Origin of the sequence: Nonomuraea sp. AD125B (assembly GCF_041402765.1) — a bacterium.
GTDB lineage: Bacteria > Actinomycetota > Actinomycetes > Streptosporangiales > Streptosporangiaceae > Nonomuraea > Nonomuraea bangladeshensis.
Genome location: NZ_JBGLOU010000029.1, coordinates 49,980 through 68,242 on the forward strand (window position 1 = coordinate 49,980; position 18,263 = coordinate 68,242).

Annotated in this window: 13 protein-coding genes and 1 pseudogene; 5 read left to right on the plus strand and 9 right to left on the minus strand. The window is 72.5% G+C overall.

All coding sequences use genetic code 11. The features are described from left to right. Positions 1-9: 9 nt before the first annotated feature. The 3 genes from ACBR40_RS45125 to ACBR40_RS45135 all read left to right on the plus strand — a co-directional run bounded on the left by ACBR40_RS45125 (position 10) and on the right by ACBR40_RS45135 (position 1,560). On the plus strand, positions 10-819 hold the full coding sequence (locus ACBR40_RS45125) for a crotonase/enoyl-CoA hydratase family protein (RefSeq protein WP_371252700.1): 810 nt from the start codon (positions 10-12) through the stop codon (positions 817-819). Between the two features lie 70 nt (positions 820-889). Then, positions 890-1,162 carry a PhdYeFM domain-containing protein gene (locus ACBR40_RS45130; RefSeq protein ID WP_344210039.1) on the plus strand — a complete coding sequence of 91 codons (273 nt, stop codon included), beginning with the start codon at positions 890-892 and terminating at the stop codon, positions 1,160-1,162. A 161-nt stretch (positions 1,163-1,323) separates the two neighbouring features. Further along, on the plus strand, positions 1,324-1,560 hold the full coding sequence (locus ACBR40_RS45135; protein WP_371252701.1) for a hypothetical protein: 237 nt from the start codon (positions 1,324-1,326) through the stop codon (positions 1,558-1,560). A gap of 6 nt (positions 1,561-1,566) precedes the next feature. Here the strand turns inward: ACBR40_RS45135 and ACBR40_RS45140 are convergent, their stop codons facing one another. Both ACBR40_RS45140 and ACBR40_RS45145 read right to left on the minus strand, forming a co-directional pair. Continuing rightward, a complete protein-coding gene (locus tag ACBR40_RS45140; RefSeq protein ID WP_344210043.1) occupies positions 1,567-2,673 on the minus strand; it encodes a nitronate monooxygenase family protein in 1,107 nt (368 codons plus the stop codon). Between the two features lie 160 nt (positions 2,674-2,833). Then, positions 2,834-3,751: a DUF3068 domain-containing protein gene (locus tag ACBR40_RS45145; protein ID WP_371252702.1), complete on the minus strand. Its 918-nt coding sequence runs from the start codon at positions 3,749-3,751 to the stop codon at positions 2,834-2,836. A 168-nt stretch (positions 3,752-3,919) separates the two neighbouring features. On the opposite strand from ACBR40_RS45145, the gene ACBR40_RS45150 reads away from it, so the two are divergent. Further along, positions 3,920-5,065: an acyltransferase family protein gene (locus ACBR40_RS45150; protein ID WP_371252703.1), complete on the plus strand. Its 1,146-nt coding sequence runs from the start codon at positions 3,920-3,922 to the stop codon at positions 5,063-5,065. Here ACBR40_RS45150 and ACBR40_RS45155 read toward each other — a convergent pair. The 5 genes from ACBR40_RS45155 to ACBR40_RS45175 all read right to left on the minus strand — a co-directional run bounded on the left by ACBR40_RS45155 (position 4,986) and on the right by ACBR40_RS45175 (position 12,932). After that, positions 4,986-9,176: an alpha-(1->3)-arabinofuranosyltransferase family protein gene (locus ACBR40_RS45155; protein ID WP_371252704.1), complete on the minus strand. Its 4,191-nt coding sequence runs from the start codon at positions 9,174-9,176 to the stop codon at positions 4,986-4,988. The two genes, ACBR40_RS45150 and ACBR40_RS45155, sit on opposite strands and share 80 nt — an antisense overlap. Then, positions 9,173-10,300 carry a glycosyltransferase family 4 protein gene (locus tag ACBR40_RS45160; RefSeq protein ID WP_371252705.1) on the minus strand — a complete coding sequence of 376 codons (1,128 nt, stop codon included), beginning with the start codon at positions 10,298-10,300 and terminating at the stop codon, positions 9,173-9,175. Before ACBR40_RS45160 ends, ACBR40_RS45155 begins: the two co-directional genes overlap by 4 nt. Continuing rightward, entirely contained in the window at positions 10,297-11,118 is an 822-nt protein-coding gene (locus ACBR40_RS45165; protein WP_344210053.1) for a glycosyltransferase, read from the minus strand. Before ACBR40_RS45165 ends, ACBR40_RS45160 begins: the two co-directional genes overlap by 4 nt. Before the next feature lie 12 nt (positions 11,119-11,130). Next, positions 11,131-11,265 carry a hypothetical protein gene (locus ACBR40_RS45170; RefSeq protein ID WP_329584535.1) on the minus strand — a complete coding sequence of 45 codons (135 nt, stop codon included), beginning with the start codon at positions 11,263-11,265 and terminating at the stop codon, positions 11,131-11,133. 104 nt (positions 11,266-11,369) lie between these two features. Next, the gene (locus ACBR40_RS45175; protein WP_371252706.1) at positions 11,370-12,932 is read right to left on the minus strand and encodes a hypothetical protein; all 1,563 of its coding nucleotides are present in this window, start codon (positions 12,930-12,932) and stop codon (positions 11,370-11,372) included. Between the two features lie 41 nt (positions 12,933-12,973). Here ACBR40_RS45175 and ACBR40_RS45180 point away from each other — a divergent pair, with 41 nt between their 5' ends. Then, positions 12,974-14,842: a hypothetical protein gene (locus ACBR40_RS45180; RefSeq protein ID WP_371252707.1), complete on the plus strand. Its 1,869-nt coding sequence runs from the start codon at positions 12,974-12,976 to the stop codon at positions 14,840-14,842. Positions 14,843-14,849: 7 nt separating this feature from the next. On the opposite strand, the gene ACBR40_RS45185 is transcribed toward ACBR40_RS45180, so the two are convergent. Together ACBR40_RS45185 and ACBR40_RS45190 are read right to left on the minus strand one after the other, a co-directional pair. Then, the gene (locus ACBR40_RS45185) at positions 14,850-17,027 is read right to left on the minus strand and encodes an acyl-CoA dehydrogenase (RefSeq protein WP_371252708.1); all 2,178 of its coding nucleotides are present in this window, start codon (positions 17,025-17,027) and stop codon (positions 14,850-14,852) included. Positions 17,028-17,096: 69 nt separating this feature from the next. Further along, positions 17,097-18,263 (minus strand): annotated as a pseudogene (locus tag ACBR40_RS45190) (hypothetical protein); the annotation flags it as partial.

Consider the following 18,263-nt stretch of genomic DNA (forward strand, 5'->3'; position numbering starts at 1 on the left):
GGAGGCATCGTGGAGCTCCTGCCGATCAGCACCCCCCACTGCCGGGTCGAACGCGACGGGCACGTCCTCGTCGTCACCATGAACCGGCCGGAGGCCCGCAACGCGCTCTCCTCGGACATGCTGATCGGCCTCGCCTCGGCCTGGGCGTACGCGAGCGCCGAGCCGGACGTCAGGGTCGCGATCCTGACCGGCGCCGAGGGCACCTTCTGCGCCGGCGCCGACCTCAAGGCCATGGGCCAGCCGTCCACCGACCCCGACGTGCAGGCGCGGGCCGCCAGGATCCCGAACTTCCACTGGAAGGGCCTGCTGCGCGAGGACCTGCCCACCAAGCCGATCATCTGCGCCGTCGAGGGCTACGCGGTCGCCGGCGGCACCGAGCTGCTGGTGGGCACGGACCTGCGGGTGGTGGCCGAGTCGGCCACGCTGGGGCTCTTCGAGGCCAAGCGGGCGCTCTTCCCGATGGGCGGCAGCGCCGTCCGGCTCCCCCGCCAGATCCCGTACTGCCACGCCATGGACCTCCTCCTGACCGGCCGCGCCGTCACGGCCGCCGAAGCGCTGGCGATGGGCCTGGTCAACCGCGTCGTCCCGGACGGACAGGCGCTGGCCGTGGCCCGCGAACTGGCCGACGACGTGGCCGCCTCCGGCCCCCTCGCCGTCCAGGCCATCCTCCGCACCTACCGCGACACCCTCGGCCTGGCCGAACCCGAGGCCCTGAAGGTCTCCGACGACCTCGGCTGGCCGGTCATCGGCTCCGAGGACGCCAAGGAAGGCACCCGCGCCTTCCGCGAGAAGCGCCCGGCCAACTACCAGGGCCACTGAACGAGCTATATGAGGCCGCTGAGACCTAGAATCGGTAGCACGGTGAGTTACGCGAGGCTACGGTAGGTGTGTGTTGAAGGTCATCACTCAAGGTGAGCTCGGGAACAACCCATCCGCCGTCATGAGCGAGGTAGCGGCAGGCGAGATCTTTCGCGTGACCCGCGACGGGATCGAATTCGCGGAAATTCGGCCGCTGTCGCGCAAGCGCCGCCTGAGTGCAGAAGAGCTGGTCGCCAAGCATCGACGGCTTCCGCACGTCGACTACGCGGAGATGCGCAGCGAGGCAGACGAGGTGTTCGGTGACGACCGTGTCTACGACGACCCTTGGGACCGGCGTGGCTGATCGTCCCAACTCGGGCGTCATCGACACCAGTGTCTACATAGATCTCGCCGAGATCTCACCCGCCGATCTGCCCGCAGCGCCGGAGCTCACAGCCATCACTCTCGCCGAGCTGCAGCAGGGGGTGGCGAATGGCTAGGAGTCCAGCCGCCCGAGCAACCCGCATGGAGAAGCTGGGCGCGGCGGTCCTCGACTTCGAGCCGCTGCCCTTTGACGCCGAAGCGGCAGCTCGTTACGGCAGCCTGGTCGCCCTGACCCTCGCCGCGAAACGGGATCCCCGGCCGAGGCGGATGGATCTCATGATCGCCGCCATCGCCTCAAGCCAGGGAATGCCTCTCTACACACGTAACACCGATGACTTCGTGGGGCTCGAAAGCCTGGTGACCGTCGTACCTGTGTGACGGCGGTCAGTCCTCCGTGATGCGTTCCAGGCGTTCCAGGGCCTCGCCGTACTCCTCCATCAGGTTGAAGATGACGTCCTTGGTGGAGCGGACCTGGTTCATGAGGCCGATGATCTGGCCGGCCGGGAAGGTGGCCAGTTCCGCGGCGTCGGAGCGGCCGATGCGGCGCAGGGCGTCCGAGACCAGCATGAACTGCAGGGGCATCGGCAGCGTGCCCGGCGACTCGGCGGACTCCCACGCCTCGGTCCACTCGTTCCTGAGCAGGCGGGCCGGCTTGCCGGTCCAGCTGCGGGAGCGGACGGTGTCGCGGGAGGTGGCCTCCAGGATGCGGCGCTTGGCCATCTCCGGCGTGTCGGCCTCCTCGACGGTGAGCCACAGGGAGCCGGTCCACACGCCCTCCGCGCCGAGCGCCATGCCGGCGGCCATCTGGCGGCCGTTGCCGATGCCGCCCGCGGCCAGCACCGGCACGTCCACGGCGTCCACCACCTGCGGGATGAGGACCATGGTGGAGATCTCGCCGGTGTGCCCGCCCGCCTCGGTGCCCTGGGCGACGACGACGTCCACGCCGACCTCGACCTGCTTGAGCGCGTGCCGGGGGGTGGAGGCGAGGGCCGCCACCTTGACGCCATGGGAGTGGGCCAGCTCGACGACGTCGGCCGGGGGCGGGCCGAGGGCGTTGGCGAGCAGCGCGATGGGGTGGCGGAGGGCGACCTCGACCTGCGGGCGGGCCGTGGCGTCCGTCCAGCCGAGCAGCACCCGTCCCGCGTCGGCGTCCGCCGAGAGCGGGGGCACCCCGTGCTCGGCCAGCAGGTTCTCCACGAACGAGCGATGCCCTTCGGGGATCATCGCCTGGAGGCGGCCGACCAACTCGTCGGCGGCGAAGTCGGCCCCCTCGTACGAGGCCGGCATGACGACGTCCACTCCGTACGGCCGGCCGTCCACGTGGTCGTCGATCCACTTGAGCTCCATCTCGAGCTCTTCCGGGGTGAAGTAGAGGGCTCCGAGCACGCCCATGCCGCCCGCGCGGCTGACGGCGGCGACCACGTCCCTGCAGTGGCTGAACGCGAAGATCGGGAGCTCGATACCGAACATGTCCGTGACACGTGTCCGCATGGCCCGACAATACGTCCGGCACAACGCGAACTGCAACGTGTTCTACACTAGAACCTTTCGTCGGTACCGGTGAGTAACCTTCGTCTATAACACGTTCTATATCGAGGTCGAAAAAAGAAAAAGGCCCGCCTTTCGGCGGGCCTTAAAATGGCGCGTTGTTTCACGCGGCGGCCGGGCGGCGGCCCAGCACCACGCCCGCCAGCACCAGCGCCACGCCCACGATGAGCACCACCAGCGGGATGATGTTCCGCAGCAGGTTGATCTGGCTCTTGCCCTCCTGGGCGTTCTTGACCAGGCCGTCGACGGTCTCGTCGGTCATCACGGCGGTGCCGATGAAGGCCGCCGAGCGCTCCACGCCGTCCTGCGTCTTCAGCACCTCGTGGCGCTGCACCTCCTGCTTGACCGGCGAGCCGGTGACGGGCTCGATCCAGAAGGTGGTCTTGCCGTCGTACCAGCGGTCGACCTGCACGTCACCGGTGGTGCCGGTCATGCCGAGCACGTTCGCGGGTGCGGTGCGGGTCTCGGTCTTGGTCGGCGGGACTGCCTGCTCGAAGACGTACACCGGCAGGCCGTCGACCTTGTCCTCACGGACGAAGGTGGCGTCGAAGGCCTTCTGCGCCTGCGCGTTGAACACCTTGTACGTCTTCTTCTCCACGTCGAACGGCCACTTGTAGATCTGGCCCTCGAGCTGCACCGGAGCCTTGTCGACGCTGGAGCCGCAGCAGTTGACGGCGACGCCGGTGTAGCGGTTGAAGGCGCTGCGCCGCTCGGACAGGTCGATCTGCGGGCGGCTGTTGGTGACGTCGTTGACGACCGTGGCCTCGTCCCAGACGACCCGGTCGGAGTTGGCCTCCTTCACGTCGCCGCGCGTGGTGACGATGATGTCGAGGTCGCCGGTGAGGACCTTCAGGTCCTGGAGGGAGAAGTACTGCGCCTGCTTGGCCTCCAGCCGGGAGATCCCGAACTGGTTCGCCGGCGCGGAGATGATCTTCTCGGCCGCCCAGAATTTCACCAACGGGGCCAGTGCGATGAAGAAAGCTCCGAACCCGATGAGGACGAGCGTGGAGATACGACCCATCGAGGCCTCCGCATTTGTAGAACGTGTTGTCATCAGGTCTGATCGTCGAGCAACAAAGTATGACAGGGGGTGGTGCGCGTCACCGCCGCGCCTCCCTCCGTCACCAAATCGATAGAAACAAGTTCTATCGTGGTTTCCCGGCACGGATCCGCGGAGGTGGGGACAGGGATGAAGAACAGGGACGCGGCCCTCGACGGCGTCCGCGCCTGCGCCGCGCTCGGCGTCTGGCTGCTGCACGTCGGCAGCAACACCGGCGTGATGTACCGCGAGGGCATGTACGCCTGGCTGATGGCGCGCCTCGGCATCGCCGTCCCCATCTTCTTCCTGCTGTCCGGCCTGCTCCTCTACCGCCCGTGGGCGCGCGCGGCCATCGAGGGCGCCGAGCGCCCCCGGCCCGTCACGTACCTGTGGCGGCGGGTGCTGCGCGTCATGCCGGTCTACTGGCTGGTGACCGCGCTGACGCTCTGGGCGTGGGGCGGCCTCGACTGGACCGGCTGGGTCAAGTGGCTGCTCCTGCTGCAGAACTACTTCCCCGGCGACCCCACGCCCGACGGCCTCTACCAGATGTGGACGCTGCCCATCGAGATGGCCTTCTACGTCGCGCTGCCGCTGCTCGCCTGGGCGCTCGACCGGTGGGCGCGGGGCGGGAACCGGCCGGTGCGGCTGCTGACCGGCATCGGCCTGCTGCCGCTGGTCTCGGTGGCCACCATCGTCGTGGCCCGGCTGACCGACCGGCCCGAGTTCGGGCTCTGGCTTCCGTACCATCTGGTCTTCTTCGCCTGCGGCATGGCGATGGCGGTGCTGTCGGTGTGGCTCAAGGAGAGCCGGGCGATCGACGCGCTCGCGCCGCAGCTCCTCGTGCTGGCCTTCCTGCTGTACGGGGTGCTGAGCACCGGCCTCGCCGGCCCGCGCACGCTCACGCTGCCCACCCTGGGCGAGTCGCTGCTCAGGACGAGCCTGGAGGCGGCGGTCGCGGTGCTGCTCGTCGCGCCGTTCGCGCTGGCGCCGCGCGCGGACTCGCTGCGCCACCGGGTGCTCGGCAACCCGGTCGTCGCCTACTTCGGCCGCATCTCCTACAGCTTCTTCCTGTGGCACGCGCCGGTGATCACGTTGCAGCTCAAGCTCACCGGGGCGCAGCCGTTCCAGGGCGACTTCCCGAGCGTGGCCGTGCTGTCGTTCATCGTGACGCTGCTGCTCAGCGTGGGGAGCTACCATCTCGTCGAGGCCACCGCCCTCAGGCTGAGCCGGCGCCGGCCAGCACCTGCTCCTCGGCCGGCAGCCCGGGAGGCGGCGCCGGCCGCGCCGGCCGGGTGACGTGCTGACCGAACAGCGCTCCGACGGCCGCCGACGACAGCAGTTGCGGCACGTGGTCCATCAGCACCGCGAGGTCGATCCCGTGCTCGCGCAGCACCAGGTGGACCGCCAGCGACGCCGTCGCCACGCCGAACAGCCCGGCTGACAGCCAGTGCGCCGGCAGCCGCCTGGCCCGCAGCGCGAACGTCACCAGCATCGCCGCCAGCACCGCCAGCGCGCCCTGCCAGCTCGCCACCCAGCCGCCGAACGCCAGGCCGAGCACGACCGCGTACGGCGCCCGCAGCCGCGACATGCGCGCCCTCCCTGCCGGGGCGGTCTCGCGTACGTGCTCGGGACGAGGCCCGCGCAGCACCAGCGCGCCCAGCGCGAGCAGCGCGATCCCCGCCATCCCGTACGCCAGCGCGAGCCCGTAGGCGCGGTCCGGCACGTACTCCAGCCGCACGGTCCCCGACGTGCCCGCGGGCAGCTCCCACGCCTGCTTCCAGCCGTCGACGCGCACCGGCCGCAGCGTCCGCCCGTCCACGCGGGCCCGCCAGCCGGCGTTGAAGTTCTCGTTGACGACGAGGAAGGCGTCCTTCGGGGCGCTCACCTTGACCTCGCGCTCGGAGGCCGTCCAGATGCCGCGCACCGCGGCGCCCTCGACGCCGCGCGGCTCGTCCGGCAGCCGGCCGACCACGAGGTCGTCGATCGTGAACGAGTCCCATCCGGCCACCCGCACCCGGTTGTCCCCGGCCTTCAGCTCGGCCCGCGCGCAGCCCTGGATGCGTACGGGCCGCTTCTCCAGCAGGTCGGCGTGGGTGCCCGCGACCTTGGTCGCGATGGGCGTGCCGTTCACCTCGATCGTGGGGCCGAAGCCGCAGGGCAGCCGCAGCGGGATGTCGGCGGGCCTGGTCACCGGGTCGAGGCCCGGCACGACCAGCTCGGTGAGCTGCAGCCGCTTGGAGTAGGGCGTGAAGCGCAGCTTGAGCTCGGTCGTGCGCAGCGGCCGGAAGGTCAGGTTCCCTTCCTGGTCCACCCGGCCGGCGCGGGCGATGCCGTTGTCGCCGGTGACGACCACGTCGAGCGGCTGCATGCGGTCGCCGGCCGGGCGGCCCAGCTTGATCCGCGAGATCGTCTTCTCACCCTTCCAGGTGAGCGTGAGCGTCGGCTGGGTGTCCTCGGCGGCCGGCATCCAGGTGGTGCTCGCGTCGCCGTCGAACGCCGAGCGCGGCGAGACCACCGGATCGTCGGTGAGCTGGGACGAGCCGGTCACCTGCGTGAGCCCGGTGGTGACGCGGGTGAAGCGGTCGGCCAGCGCGGAGTCCTTGAGCACGGCCGTGCCGCGTACGTTCACGGTCTCGGCGGCCGGGGCCGTGAACGTGCGGTCGAAGCCGGTCTCCTCACTGTGCTTGGTCAGCACCGCGTCGTTGCACACCCACCGCACCTGGTTGCGCATGCAGGCGGACCGGGCGTCGAGACCCTGGTCCATGACGTACGCGTCGCCGCCCGTGCCGGGCAGCCTGATCGTGCGCTCGGCCACGACGCCGGGGATGGACAGCTCGATGACGCCGGCCCGCTGGCCGTAACTCCACCGCTCCGAGCCGGTCGCGACGATCCTGATCCGCAGCCAGGTCGCCGGGCCCTCCGGCACCCGCAGCCACTGCGGGTCGGTGGTGTCGCGGACGTCCTGCGTCAGGCTGCCCGAGTCGGTCTCGACGGCCACCCGCGTGACGGACCGGCCGAGCAGGAAACCGGAGCCGAACATGACCTGGACCTGCTCGATCCGCCGCTGCGCCGGCAGGTCCACGCGCAGCCACTGCCCCTCGGGGCGGCTGGTGCCGCTGGTCTCCCAGCCGGTGGCGACGTTGCCGTCCAAGGCCGCCCACGGGCCCCTGCTCGGGTCGCCGCTGCCCGCGACGGCGTCGGGATCGGCGATCGAGGAGGAGGCCGTGACGCCGGAGACGCCGTGGTACTCGGCGGTCGCGGTGTCGTCCAGCCAGCCGTCCTCCAGCAGGTCCAGCGCGCGTACGCCGGCGAAGTCGGCCTTGTGGTCGGCGGTGAGCGTGGGCGACTGGTTGGAGCGCAGCTCGCCGAACGAGCGCTCGCGCAGCCGCAGCGCGTCGCTGACGACGGTGGGCAGCTCGCGCTTGCCCGCGTCGCCGCCGACCAGCACCGGGGCGTCGCCGAGCAGCCCGAGGTCGCCCATCGCGAGCAGCGAGTCCGGCCCGCCGCGCACGGCCACCGCGTCGGCGGCCGACTGCACGGAGACCAGGTCGGCCGCGTCGGACACCTCGTACAGGTCGAGCGCAGGGAAGGCCGGGTCGAGCGAGTGCTGGGCGTCGTCGCTCTGCCGGTCGCCGACGGGGTCGCCGAAGGAGCGGACGAGCTTGACGCCGGGCGTCTCGCGCAGCGCCTCGTAGATGCGCGACGGCCAGGCGCCCTGGAGGTTCTGCCGCATGAGGTCGTTGCGTACCAGCAGGTAGCGCACGCCGAGGCGGCGCAGCACCGCCGTCACGCCGGCCGAGCCGTGGCCGGCGGCCAGGCGCTGGTCCACGACGTCGAGCAGCCGGGTCAGGCCGACCGAGCCCGGCGGCTCGATCCGCCGGGTGGTCCAGCGGGCCGTGGTCAGCGCCTGGAGGGGCTCGTCCATGGGGCGGCCCCAGACGTACTCGGCGAACTTGGCGCCCGGCACGAGCAGCACGCCGTCGTCGCCGGCGTTCTCGTCCAGCCAGGACGCGGCCTGCCGCCAGTACGGCGGCACGTCCTCGAAGTCGCCGGGCGCGGCGAGCCCCTGGTTGAAGACGGGCAGCACGAGCGCGGCGGCGGCCACGGCGGCCAGCGTGCGGAGCGGCAGCCGGGCCCGCGCCAGCAGGTGCGCCAGGCCGAAGGCGAGCGCCAGCCGGACCAGCGGGTCGAATTTGCGCAGGTTGCGCAGCGGCGCGAGCGGCCCGTCCAGCAGCCAGCGGACCGGCTCTGCGGTGATCGGCTCCAGCGCGCTGATGTGCCCGGCCACCAGCGCGGCCACGCCCACCACGAACAGCGCCAGCACGAACCCCTTCGCGGGCAGGTCACGGCGGGCCAGCCCGGCCAGGCCGAGCGCGGCCAGCACGCCGGTGACCACGACCATCGTGGCCGAGGTGGCGATCGCGAAGCCGGGCGGCTGCTCGAAGACGCCGTTCACGGGCAGGTAGCGCACCCAGTCGGAGGCGCCGCGCAGGACGTTCGTGAGCGAGGTGACCTGGGTGGTGGTGCCGGCGGTCTCGGTGTACGGCAGGAACGAGAAGGCGTACCTGCCGACCAGCAGCAGCGGCAGCCACCAGAAGAGGGTGGCGACCGCGACGGCGGCGCTCCACCAGCCGAGCAGCCGCCAGCGCGGCACCGGGCGCGGCCTGGTCAGGATGTAGAGGACCGGGGCCACGAGCACGGCCAGCACCGCCACCGCGTTCACGCCGCCGCACAGCGCCACCGCGAGCGCCGACCTGATCGCCCCGCGCGCCCGCTGGCCCGTCTCGGAGGCCGTGAGCAGCGGGATGAGGATCCACGGCAGCATCGCGGCGGGCAGCCACTCGATGGAGATCTCGCCGAGGATGGACAGGGTGCGCGGGGCCAGCGCGTACGCCAGCGCCCCGGCGATCCTGGTGCCCGGCGTGCCGAGGCCGAGCTGCCCGGACAGCCGCTCCACGCCGAGGAAGGCCACGCACATGAGCAGCGTGAGCCAGAGCCGCTGCGTCACCCACGGGGCCGCCCCGGCGAGGTCGCCGAGGGCGAAGAACGGGCCCATGGGGAAGATGTAGCCCGCCACCTGGTTCTGGAGCTGGCCGAAGTGCTGCAGGTCCCACAGGTGCGCGGCGCGCTCCAGCCAGCCGACCGGGTTGAGCGCGAGGTCCATCTTGGTGTCGGAGATCAGGTGGCCGGGCTTGGTGGTGAACGCCAGCAGGCCGAAGCCGAGGCAGCAGATGACCAGCCACCAGCGCCGCCAGGCCCGTTCACCGAGCGCCCGCGCGCCGCCCTTGGGGGCGGGGCCGGCGGCCTTGGGGGCGGCTGTCTTCGAGCCGGCGCTGTCGGAGCCGGTGACGCGGCCGGTGCCGGGGCGGCCCCAGACCAGCTTGTCGGTGGCCGGCGGCCGGCTCATCGCTCCTCCCCGGCCCATTCGCCGAGGTCGGAGGAGCCCTCGCCTGGGGCGCGGCCCTCCAGCACGGCGAGGAGCCGTTCGGCGCTGCGGTCCCAGGAGAATCGGTCAGCCCATTCCCGACATTTCACGGAATAAGTGTCGTCCACCTCGTCGAGTGCTCCGGCAATGCCTTTGGCCAGCCCGGTGCCCTCGACCCCCTCCGGCAGCAGCCACCCGGTCTCGCCGGGCCGTACCGCGTCGCGCAGCCCGTCCACGTCGAAGGCCACGGTCGGCACCCCGAGCGCCGCCGCCTCCAGCACGCTGAGCCCCCACCCCTCGCCCTGCGAGGCGCTGACGTGCAGCCAGGCCCGCGCGACCAGCCGGCTCTTCTCCCGCTCGGGCAGGTAGCCGTGCAGGGTGACGCCCTCGGGCAGCCGCGCCCGCAGCCGCTCCTCCTCGGGGCCCCGGCCGATGACGTCCACCTGGAGGTCCGGCCGGTGCCGACGCAGCTCGGCGACGGCGTCGAGGAGCAGGTGCACGCGCTTGTGCGCGACCAGCCGCCCCAGGCAGACCAGCCGGGGCTCGGCGCTCCTGGCGACCTCGCCGGGGTCGGCGACGCTGACGCCGTTCGGGACGATGTGGATGGGCCCCTTCCAGGCCAGCCGCTCGCGCATGGCGAGCTCGGTGGACGGCGACACGGCCACGCTCGGGTGCCGCCGGTAGCTCCACCGCGACACCGGCCCCTCCAGGAACCGCCCGAAGGCGGCCAGCCACCCCGGCAGGTGCACGCCGAACTGCCGGTCGTGCACGTGGTGGACGACGCAGACCACCTTCGTCCGCCGCCGCACCACCCACGGCGTGAAGAACGGGATGCCGTTCTGGCAGTCCACCACCGCGTCGAAGCGCCCGCGCCGGACCAGCAGCCAGGTCAGCACCAGCGGGTAGACGGTGTACGTCGCGCCCATGCGGGCGAAGCGCACGCCCTCGACGACCTCCTTGCCGCGCTGGCGGGGCGCGCGCGCCGTGACGAACCACACCTGGTGGCCCGCGTCCGCGAGGCGGCGGGCCAGCTCCCAGGCGAACGTCTCGGCGCCGCCCGCCTGGGGGTGCCAGGGGTCACGCCAGTTGACGAAGGCGATCTTCACGGATATCCGACGGGGTCAGGGGCGGCCGGCGGCTCCCAGGCCGGGTGCACGGCGTGCCGCGGCCTGAGGCGCGGCCTCGGGCGCAGCCGCAGCCAGATGCGTCCCATCTCCAGCACGATGCCGAAGCTGTGACGGGCCGGCGAGAACGACGACCCCGGCACGTCCAGCCAGCGCACGGGGATCTCGTGCACCTCCGAGCCGTCCGCCGCGCAGCGCGCGAGCAGCTCGACGTCGAAGGCGAAGCCGGGCGTGCGGAGCAGCACGGCGACCTCGCGGGCGAGCACGCCGTCGAAGAACTTGAAGCCGCACTGGGTGTCGCTCACCCCCGGCACGAGCGCGCCGGCCAGCGCACGGAACAGGGCGGCGCCCAGCTCGCGGACCCTGCTGTGGCGGTTCTCCACGACGGAGCCCTCGTGGGCACGTGAGCCGATCACGACGCGCTCACCGGACAGCAGCAGGCCGAGCGCCGCGTCGATGGCGTCCAGGTCGGTCGCCATGTCGGCGTCGCAGAAGCCGACGAACGGGGCGCCGGTCTCCAGCAGCCCGGCCCGCACGGCGGCGCCCTTGCCCGGGATCGGGCAAGGGATGAGCCGGACCGGTACGGGCCCGGCCGGCCAGTTCTCGACGATCTCCGCGGTGCGATCCGTGCTGTTGTTGTCGACGACTATGACGGCAGCCGGGAACGGCATGCGGGCAAGCTTCGCGCACAGCTGCAGGAGCCCCCCGGGAAGTCGCCGTTCCTCGTTGTGCGCCGGAACGACGATCTCAAGCAGTGGTGGTCGGCTCGTCCCGCCGTCCCCTTGCGGAGAGGGCGGCATGCTGATCCGGCCTTACCGGTCGCCGTAGTTGTAGAGCGGCTGGTTGACCGGCGTCGCGGTGGCGCCGGTGAAGGAGACCGTGGTGACCGTCGCCACGAGGGCCGCTACGGCGACGCCGATGATCGCTGCTAAGAGGACCTTGATCACGGAACTTCCTCCTCGGCGGGCAGACAGGAGCGGGGCCGCACCCAACTTAGAACCAATTCTTGCTACTCGGAAGTAGCTAGGCCAAATCTTAACAAACTGCCTGCTCAGTGGCTTACCGGCCCGTCAACCCGGTACAACCGCAGGTCACGGTCCTGGACCAGAACGTGTGCTCTGCGTAGCCATACGGCAAACCGTGCCCGCTCTTCAACTGTCCCCGCGTTGACTATCACATAGCGGATTCCGGCTCCGGCCAGGTCGGGCGAAGGCCCTCCTAGTACGTGTTCTAGTTCAACGGCGCGCGGGTCCTCGCTCTTCACGACGAGCTCGCCGACCCGTACGGCGTCGTTCGTCACCACCCGCCGGCCCGGCACGGCGAAGAAGCGCTGCGCCGGGTCGAGCACCGGGCGGCCGCCGTTCCAAGGGAAGCGCCGGTAGGACTCGAAGGGCAGCACCAGCACGTCGCCGGGCTCCGGGTCACGCGCGATGACCGCGCGGGCGGCGCTCCAGCTCGACGGGTACGCCACCGCGTCCAGCGTCCCGAGCGCGCCCCAGGACAGCGTGGGCAGGACGGCCACCGGCACCAGGGCCATCGCCCCCACCCACGCCCTGCGCCCCGCCACGCGCCCCGTCACCCGCCCCGTCACCCGTTCGGTGAGCGTCCCGAGGCCGAGGGCCGCCACCAGCGCCAGAGGCGCGATGAACTGCTGCGCGTCCCTGAACACCGCGAACCCGCCCCACCAGCCCACCACCTGCTCGTACGCCGTCCGCCCCGGCTCGCTCACCCCGACGCACGCCACGGCGAGCCCGACGAGCGCCGCCCCGGCGAGCCCGCGACGGAACGGCAGCTCGGAGCGCAGGAACGCCACCACCCCTGCGATCACCAGCAGCAGCCGCGCCACCGCGCCCGCCCAGGTCTCGTAGCCGGGCGGCACGGCGCGGGCGTTCCAGATCCCGCCGAGCGACAGCAGGCTCCCCACCGCCCCGAACGGCGTGTCGGCCCGCGCCGCGAACGCCTCGATCCCCACCGGGTCCCCCGCCAGCCCTACGGGCCGCAGCGCGGTCGCCGCCAGCCACGGCAGGCTGAACGCGACCAGCACCCCGGCGGTGACGATCAGCTCACGCCACCCACGGCGGGCCAGGGCGACAGGGAGGGCCGTGAGCGCGGTGACCGTCATCGCCGCGAAGCCGCCCACGGCGGCCGGAAGGATCGCGACCGCGCGCCGCCGCCCCGACCACACGGCCCGGACCACCCACGGCAGCCCCGCGTACCCGAGCAGCAGCGCCCACTGCCCGATGAGCAGCCGCTCGGCCACGTACGGGTTCCACACGTAGAACGCGCCGGTCACCAGCCGCGGCCCGAGCGAGGCCGACGGCGGCAGCAGCGCCGCCCCCGCGCACCCCAGGACGAAGATCCCGAGCAGGATCAGCTTCTGCACCAGCTCGGCGGGCAGCACCTGGGCCAGCGCGGTCACCACGGCGTCGCTGGGCACCACCCGCGCCGCGCCTCCCGCCAGCCCGAATGTCCAGGCCGAGAACGCCGGATCCGGCACGAACACCATGTCGTGCAGCAGCACGAACCCCCGTCCCAGCCCGGGGCCGAGGGCCAGGCAGCCGAGCGCCAGCCCGAGGAGGGCGGCGGCGAGCCCGGCTCGGGTCGTCTGCGACATGCGGCTATGACATCACAGCACTTCCACCACTATGTCCCGACATGGTTGAGTTGCGCCGGGAGGACGGGGTGATGGAGAGCGTGGCGAGCGCCGGGGGGCGCCCGTGGCTGCGCGGCGGCGACGCCGTGCTCGCCGCCGGGCTGGTCATGGTGGCCGTGCAACTGGTGTGGAAGGCCGGCCTGGTCAACAGGACGTACTTCCGCCAGGACGACTTCATGTTCCTCGCGAGGGGCCTGGAGAACGGGTTCACCTGGGACTACCTCATGCGGGTGGACTACGGCCACCTGATGCCGGGCGCGTTCGCGATCCACTGGGCGCTCGGGCGGCTCGGCGTCCACAACGACGTGCTCGCGCACGTGCTCACGCTCGGCCTCCAGGCGGCGGCCGGGCTGGCGCTGCTGCGGCTGCTCTGGGTGCTGTTCGGGCCGCGACCGGCGATCCTGGTGCCGTTCGGGTTCGCCCTCGTCACCCCGATGACGATCTCCGGGCTGTCCTGGTGGGCCGTCGTGGCCGAGACGCTGCCGTTCCAGATCGCGCTGCCGATGGCGCTCGCCTCGCACGTGCTCTGCGTACGCACCGGGCGCTTACGGCACGCGGTCGCGGCGGCGGCCTGGACGGCGTTCGGGATGGTGTTCTTCGTCAAGGCGCCGTTCATCCCGGTGCTCGCCTTCGTGCTGACCGTGGGCTGGCTGGGCGGGGCGCGGCGGCTGCTCCGGGTGTGGGCGCTCTACCTGGCCGTGCTGGTGCCGTACGCGGTGCTCTTCCTGCATCAGCTGCTCACGACCGTGCAGCTCACCAAGCAGACCTCGCCCATCTCGCTGCCGAGCGCAGAGGTCGCCGCGAAGTCGGTCTGGACGCTGCTGACCGGCTCGCTCATCCCCACCTCGCTCGGCGGGCCCTGGCGCTGGCAGCCGATCGGCGAGGACTACGCGCTGGCCGCCACCCCGACCCCGCTGATGTGGGCGAGCCTCGCCGTGGCCGTCGCGGCCGTGGCGGTGTCGGTGCGCCTGCGGCGGCGGGCCTGGCTGGCGTGGGCGGCGCTGCTCGGCTACTTCCTGCTGGCGGACGTCGCGCCGATCATGCTCGGCCGGATCGAGCTGCTCGGTCCCGATCTGAGCGGGTACGAGCTGCGCTACCTCTCCTCGACCGCCATGGTCGTGGCGATCGTCATCGGGCTGGCGTTCATCCCCGTGGCGGGCGAGCCGGAGCCGTGGCTGCGGCCGGTCGGCCCCTTCCGGCTGGTTTGGGCGCCGCTCGCCGCCGTGGTGGCGGTGAGCTCGGTCTGGTCGGTCGCCGCCTACGCCGACCGGCCGCTCGGCCGCAACGTGAAGAGCTACGTGGAGACCGCCGAGGCGGCGCTGGCGCGGGTGCCCGCGGGCACGGTCGTGCTGGACGCGTACGTGCCGGAGAAGGTGGCGTTCCCGCTGTTCTTCTACGACTACGCCCGCCACTCGAAGGTCGTCGACCCGGCCGCCCGGCACCACGTCACCTGGGCACGCAGGCTCGCCGGGCCGATCTCCGTCCCCCGGATGTTCGACGCCCAGGGACGGCTGCGCCCGGTGCGCCTCACGGGCACGACGATCCCCGCGGGGGCCGCGTGCCGCCCGGTCGGCGGGACGGAGGTGCGCTTCCCGATCCCGGCCCCGCCGAAGGGCGGCGAGCAGGTCGTCCAGATCTCCTACCTGAACGGCGAGGCCACCACCCTGGAGGTGCGCATGGGCCTCGCCAGGACCTCGGTGCCCGCCGGCCCGAACCTGGGCATCACGTACGCCACGCTCGACGGCGGCGGCCCCGAGCTCGCCCTCCGCACGGTGGGCGGTGGCACCACGTGCGTGGGCGAGATCAGGGTCGGCGTGCCGGCCGCGGACGAGACGGCCGCCGCCGTCCCGCCGCAGCCGGTCGAGCGCTAGCCGCGTGTCACTTGCCGGGCTCGGGGTCCCTGGGCAGGCCGAGCATGCGCTCACCGATGATGTTGAGCTGCACCTCGGTCGTACCGCCGTAGATCGTCATGGCGCGGGTGGCGAGGACGGCCCGGTTCCAGTAGCCCGCGTCGCCCAGCTTCATGTCCGCCGCGGCGGTCGCGGCGGCGCCGAGCAGCTCGACGGCGGTCTCCGAGACGTGCTGGGCGTGCGAGGTGGACAGCAGCTTGCGCACGGAGGCGTCCGCGCCCGGCTCGGTGCCGGCGAGCTGCTTGAGCGTGACCCGCAGCGACAGCGCGTTGATCGAGTGGCCCTCGCAGACGACCTCGGCCACCCGCTGCGCCTCGACCGGCGTCAGCTCGCGGCCGAGCCGGCCCACCAGGCCGAGCAGGTCGGGCACCGACGAGCCGGTGCCGCCCGAGCCGGACGACAGCGACACGCGCTCGTTGGACAGCGTGTTGCGCGCCACCTTCCAGCCCTCGCCGACCTCGCCCACGACCAGGTCGTCCGGCACGAACACGTCGTCGAGGAAGACCTCGTTGAACAGGTTCTCGCCGGTCATCTCGGTCAGCGGGCGCACGGTGACGCCGGGGCCCTTCATGTCGACCAGGAAGTACGTGATGCCCTCGTGCTTGGAGCCCTCGCTGGAGTTGCGGGCGATGCAGATGCCCCATTCGGCGACGTGGGCGACCGACGTCCAGATCTTCTGGCCGTTGAGCTTCCAGCCGCCCTCGACCTTCTCGGCCTTCATCTGCAGCGAGGCGAGGTCGGAGCCCGCGCCGGGCTCGGAGAAGAGCTGGCACCAGATCATCTCGCCGCTGAGCGTCTTCGGCAGGAAGCGCTCCTGCTGCTCCTGGGTGCCGTACACGGCGATGGACGGCACGACCCAGGCGCCGATGATGAGGGCGGGCAGGCGTACCTTGGCGGCCTTGAGCTCCTGCGCGATGAGCACCTGCTCCAGCGGCTTGGCGTCGCGGCCCCAGGGGCGGGGCAGGTGGGGCATGACGAAGCCGCGCTCGGCGAGCGCCCGCTTCTGCTCCTTGCCTTCGAGCTGGGCGATCTCCGCGATCTCGGCGCGGATGGACTCGCGCAGCGCCTCGGCGTCCTCGGGCAGGTCGAGCTCCATCTCGCGGGTGACGCCCTGGAGCGCCAGCGCGGTGACCTCGGCGGCCCAGTCGGCGGAGGAGCCGAGCAGCGCGCGCAGGGTGAGCGCGCGGCGGTAGTAGAGGTGCACGTCGTGCTCGAAGGTGTAGCCGATGCCGCCGAAGGTCTGGATGGCGTCCTTCGCGCACTGCACGGCGGCGTCGGGGGCCATCACGCCGGCCACGGCGGCGGCGTAGGCGAGCTCCTTGCCGTCGGCGCGGGTGGCGTCCCAGACGGTGGCGCGGGCCTGCTCCAGCGCGACCAGCATGCGCGACAGCTTGTGCTTGATGCCCTGGAACTGGCCGATCGGGCGGCCGAACTGCACGCGGACCTTCGCGTAGTCGGCGGCCGCGGTGACGCACCAGGAGGCGAGGCCGGCGGCCTCCGCGCCGAGCAGGATCGCCGCGAGGTGGCGTACGTCGGCGCTCTCGACCCCCTCCAGCACCCGGTCGGCGGGCACGACGGTCTCGGCCACCTCGACCTTGGCCACCGCGCGGGTCAGGTCGAGCGACTTCTGCTCGGTGACGGTCGCGGCGGCGGCGTCCAGCGCGATCCAGCGCTCGCCGTCGGGCGTCCCCACCGGCAGCACGAGCACGTCGGCGAGCGCGCCGGCCAGCACCGGCTCGACGGCGCCGGAGACGGTCAGCGAGCCGTCCTCGGCGCTGCTGCCGGTGAGCGCGCCGGTCAGGGCGACGGCGGCGGTCAGGGTGCCGTCGGCGAGCCGCTCCAGCAGCTCGTGGCGCTTGCTCGCGTGGATGACCGCGCTCGCCAGCACGGTCGGCACGTACGGTCCCGGCGCCATCCGCTCGGCCAGCGCCTCGACGGCCACCGCGGCCTCCAGCAGGCCGTAGCCGGAGCCGCCGTTCTCCTCGGGCAGGTGGAGGCCGAGCAGGCCCTGCTCGGCCAGGCCGGACCAGAACGGCGGGCGTCCCTCGGCGCCGGCGCGCAGGAGGTCGCTGGTGATGTTCCGCTTGGCCCAGCCGCTCACCGACTCGTGGAGCGCCTCGTGCTCCTCGCTCAATCCGATAGCCATCGCTCATCCTCCAGCAGGTCCAGGTGCAATACCGGAACCATATTCTAGAGGATGCTTCTGGCCAACGCCTTACAACGGACGAACCTGGCGGGCGATCGTGCTCAGGTCCGGCCAGCGCGCCTTGTTCGCCTCAGGGATCGAGGCCAGGAGCATGGCCGGCTTCGTCTTGCCCACCTCGACCACCGTCACCAGGGCCTGGGCGACCTGGCTCTTGCCGCCGGCGGTGTAGGTGACCTTGTAGCCGAGCGTCCAGCCCTTGCCCACCGGGACCTTCTGCGAGGCGGTCCACTCGACCGTCGCGCCCTTCGGGTACTGGGTGCGCATCGCCCAGCGGACCGCGTCGGTGGCGAGCTCCCGGTAGTCGGCGTCCGAGCTGGGCTTCTTCGCCGGGGACTCGCCCGGGTGCATCGCCGAGGCGATCAGCGTGTACGGCAGTTCCATCTTGCCGATGCGCTGCGCGATCGAGTACGGCGGGTAGGACCTGGCCTGCCACGGCGCGGCGAGCCTCGGGTAGGAGATGCCGGTCGTCTTGTCGGAGATCGTGCCGACGACCACCGCCGGGGTGCCGGGGAGCGCCTTCAACGCCCTGCTCGCCGGGACCGGGGGCAGCACGACCGGGCTTGCCGACGGGGTCGCCGAGGCGGAGGGCTGTGCGCTGGGCGCGGCGGAGGCGGACGGCAGCGGGGCGACGCGGACGACGTCCTCGTCCCCTGACGGCTGCTGGTTGGCCGGGACGTCACCCGAGAAGACCACGAAGACCAGCAGGACGGCGGCGATCGTGGCGACGATCGCGCCGATCAGGTAGACGACCCTGATCGGGATGTCGCCGAGGCCGCGCCGGGGCGGCACCGGCGGCACGGGCGGCAGCGTCGGCGCCGACGGCACGCCGCCGCCCAGCGCCAGGTCCTCGGGCCGGCCGCCCGGGAACGGCGACACCCCCGGCTGCCGCAGGGCGGACGGGGTCGTGGGCTGCGCGACCCGCTTCTGCGCCCCGGACGCCGGCTGCGGCCCGTACGGCGGCCGGGGGCGCGCCTGCGGACCCGACGGCGCCTGCGGACCCGACGGCGGCTGCGGCCGGGGCTGAGGCCCGGACGGCGGCTGCGGCCGGGGCTGAGGCCCGGACGGCGCCTGCGGCCGGGACTGAGGCCCCGATGGCGGCTGCGGCGGGGACTGAGGGCCGGACGGCGGCTGAGGGCCCGGCTGCGGCTGCGGCTGGGGGCCGGACGGGGGCTGAGG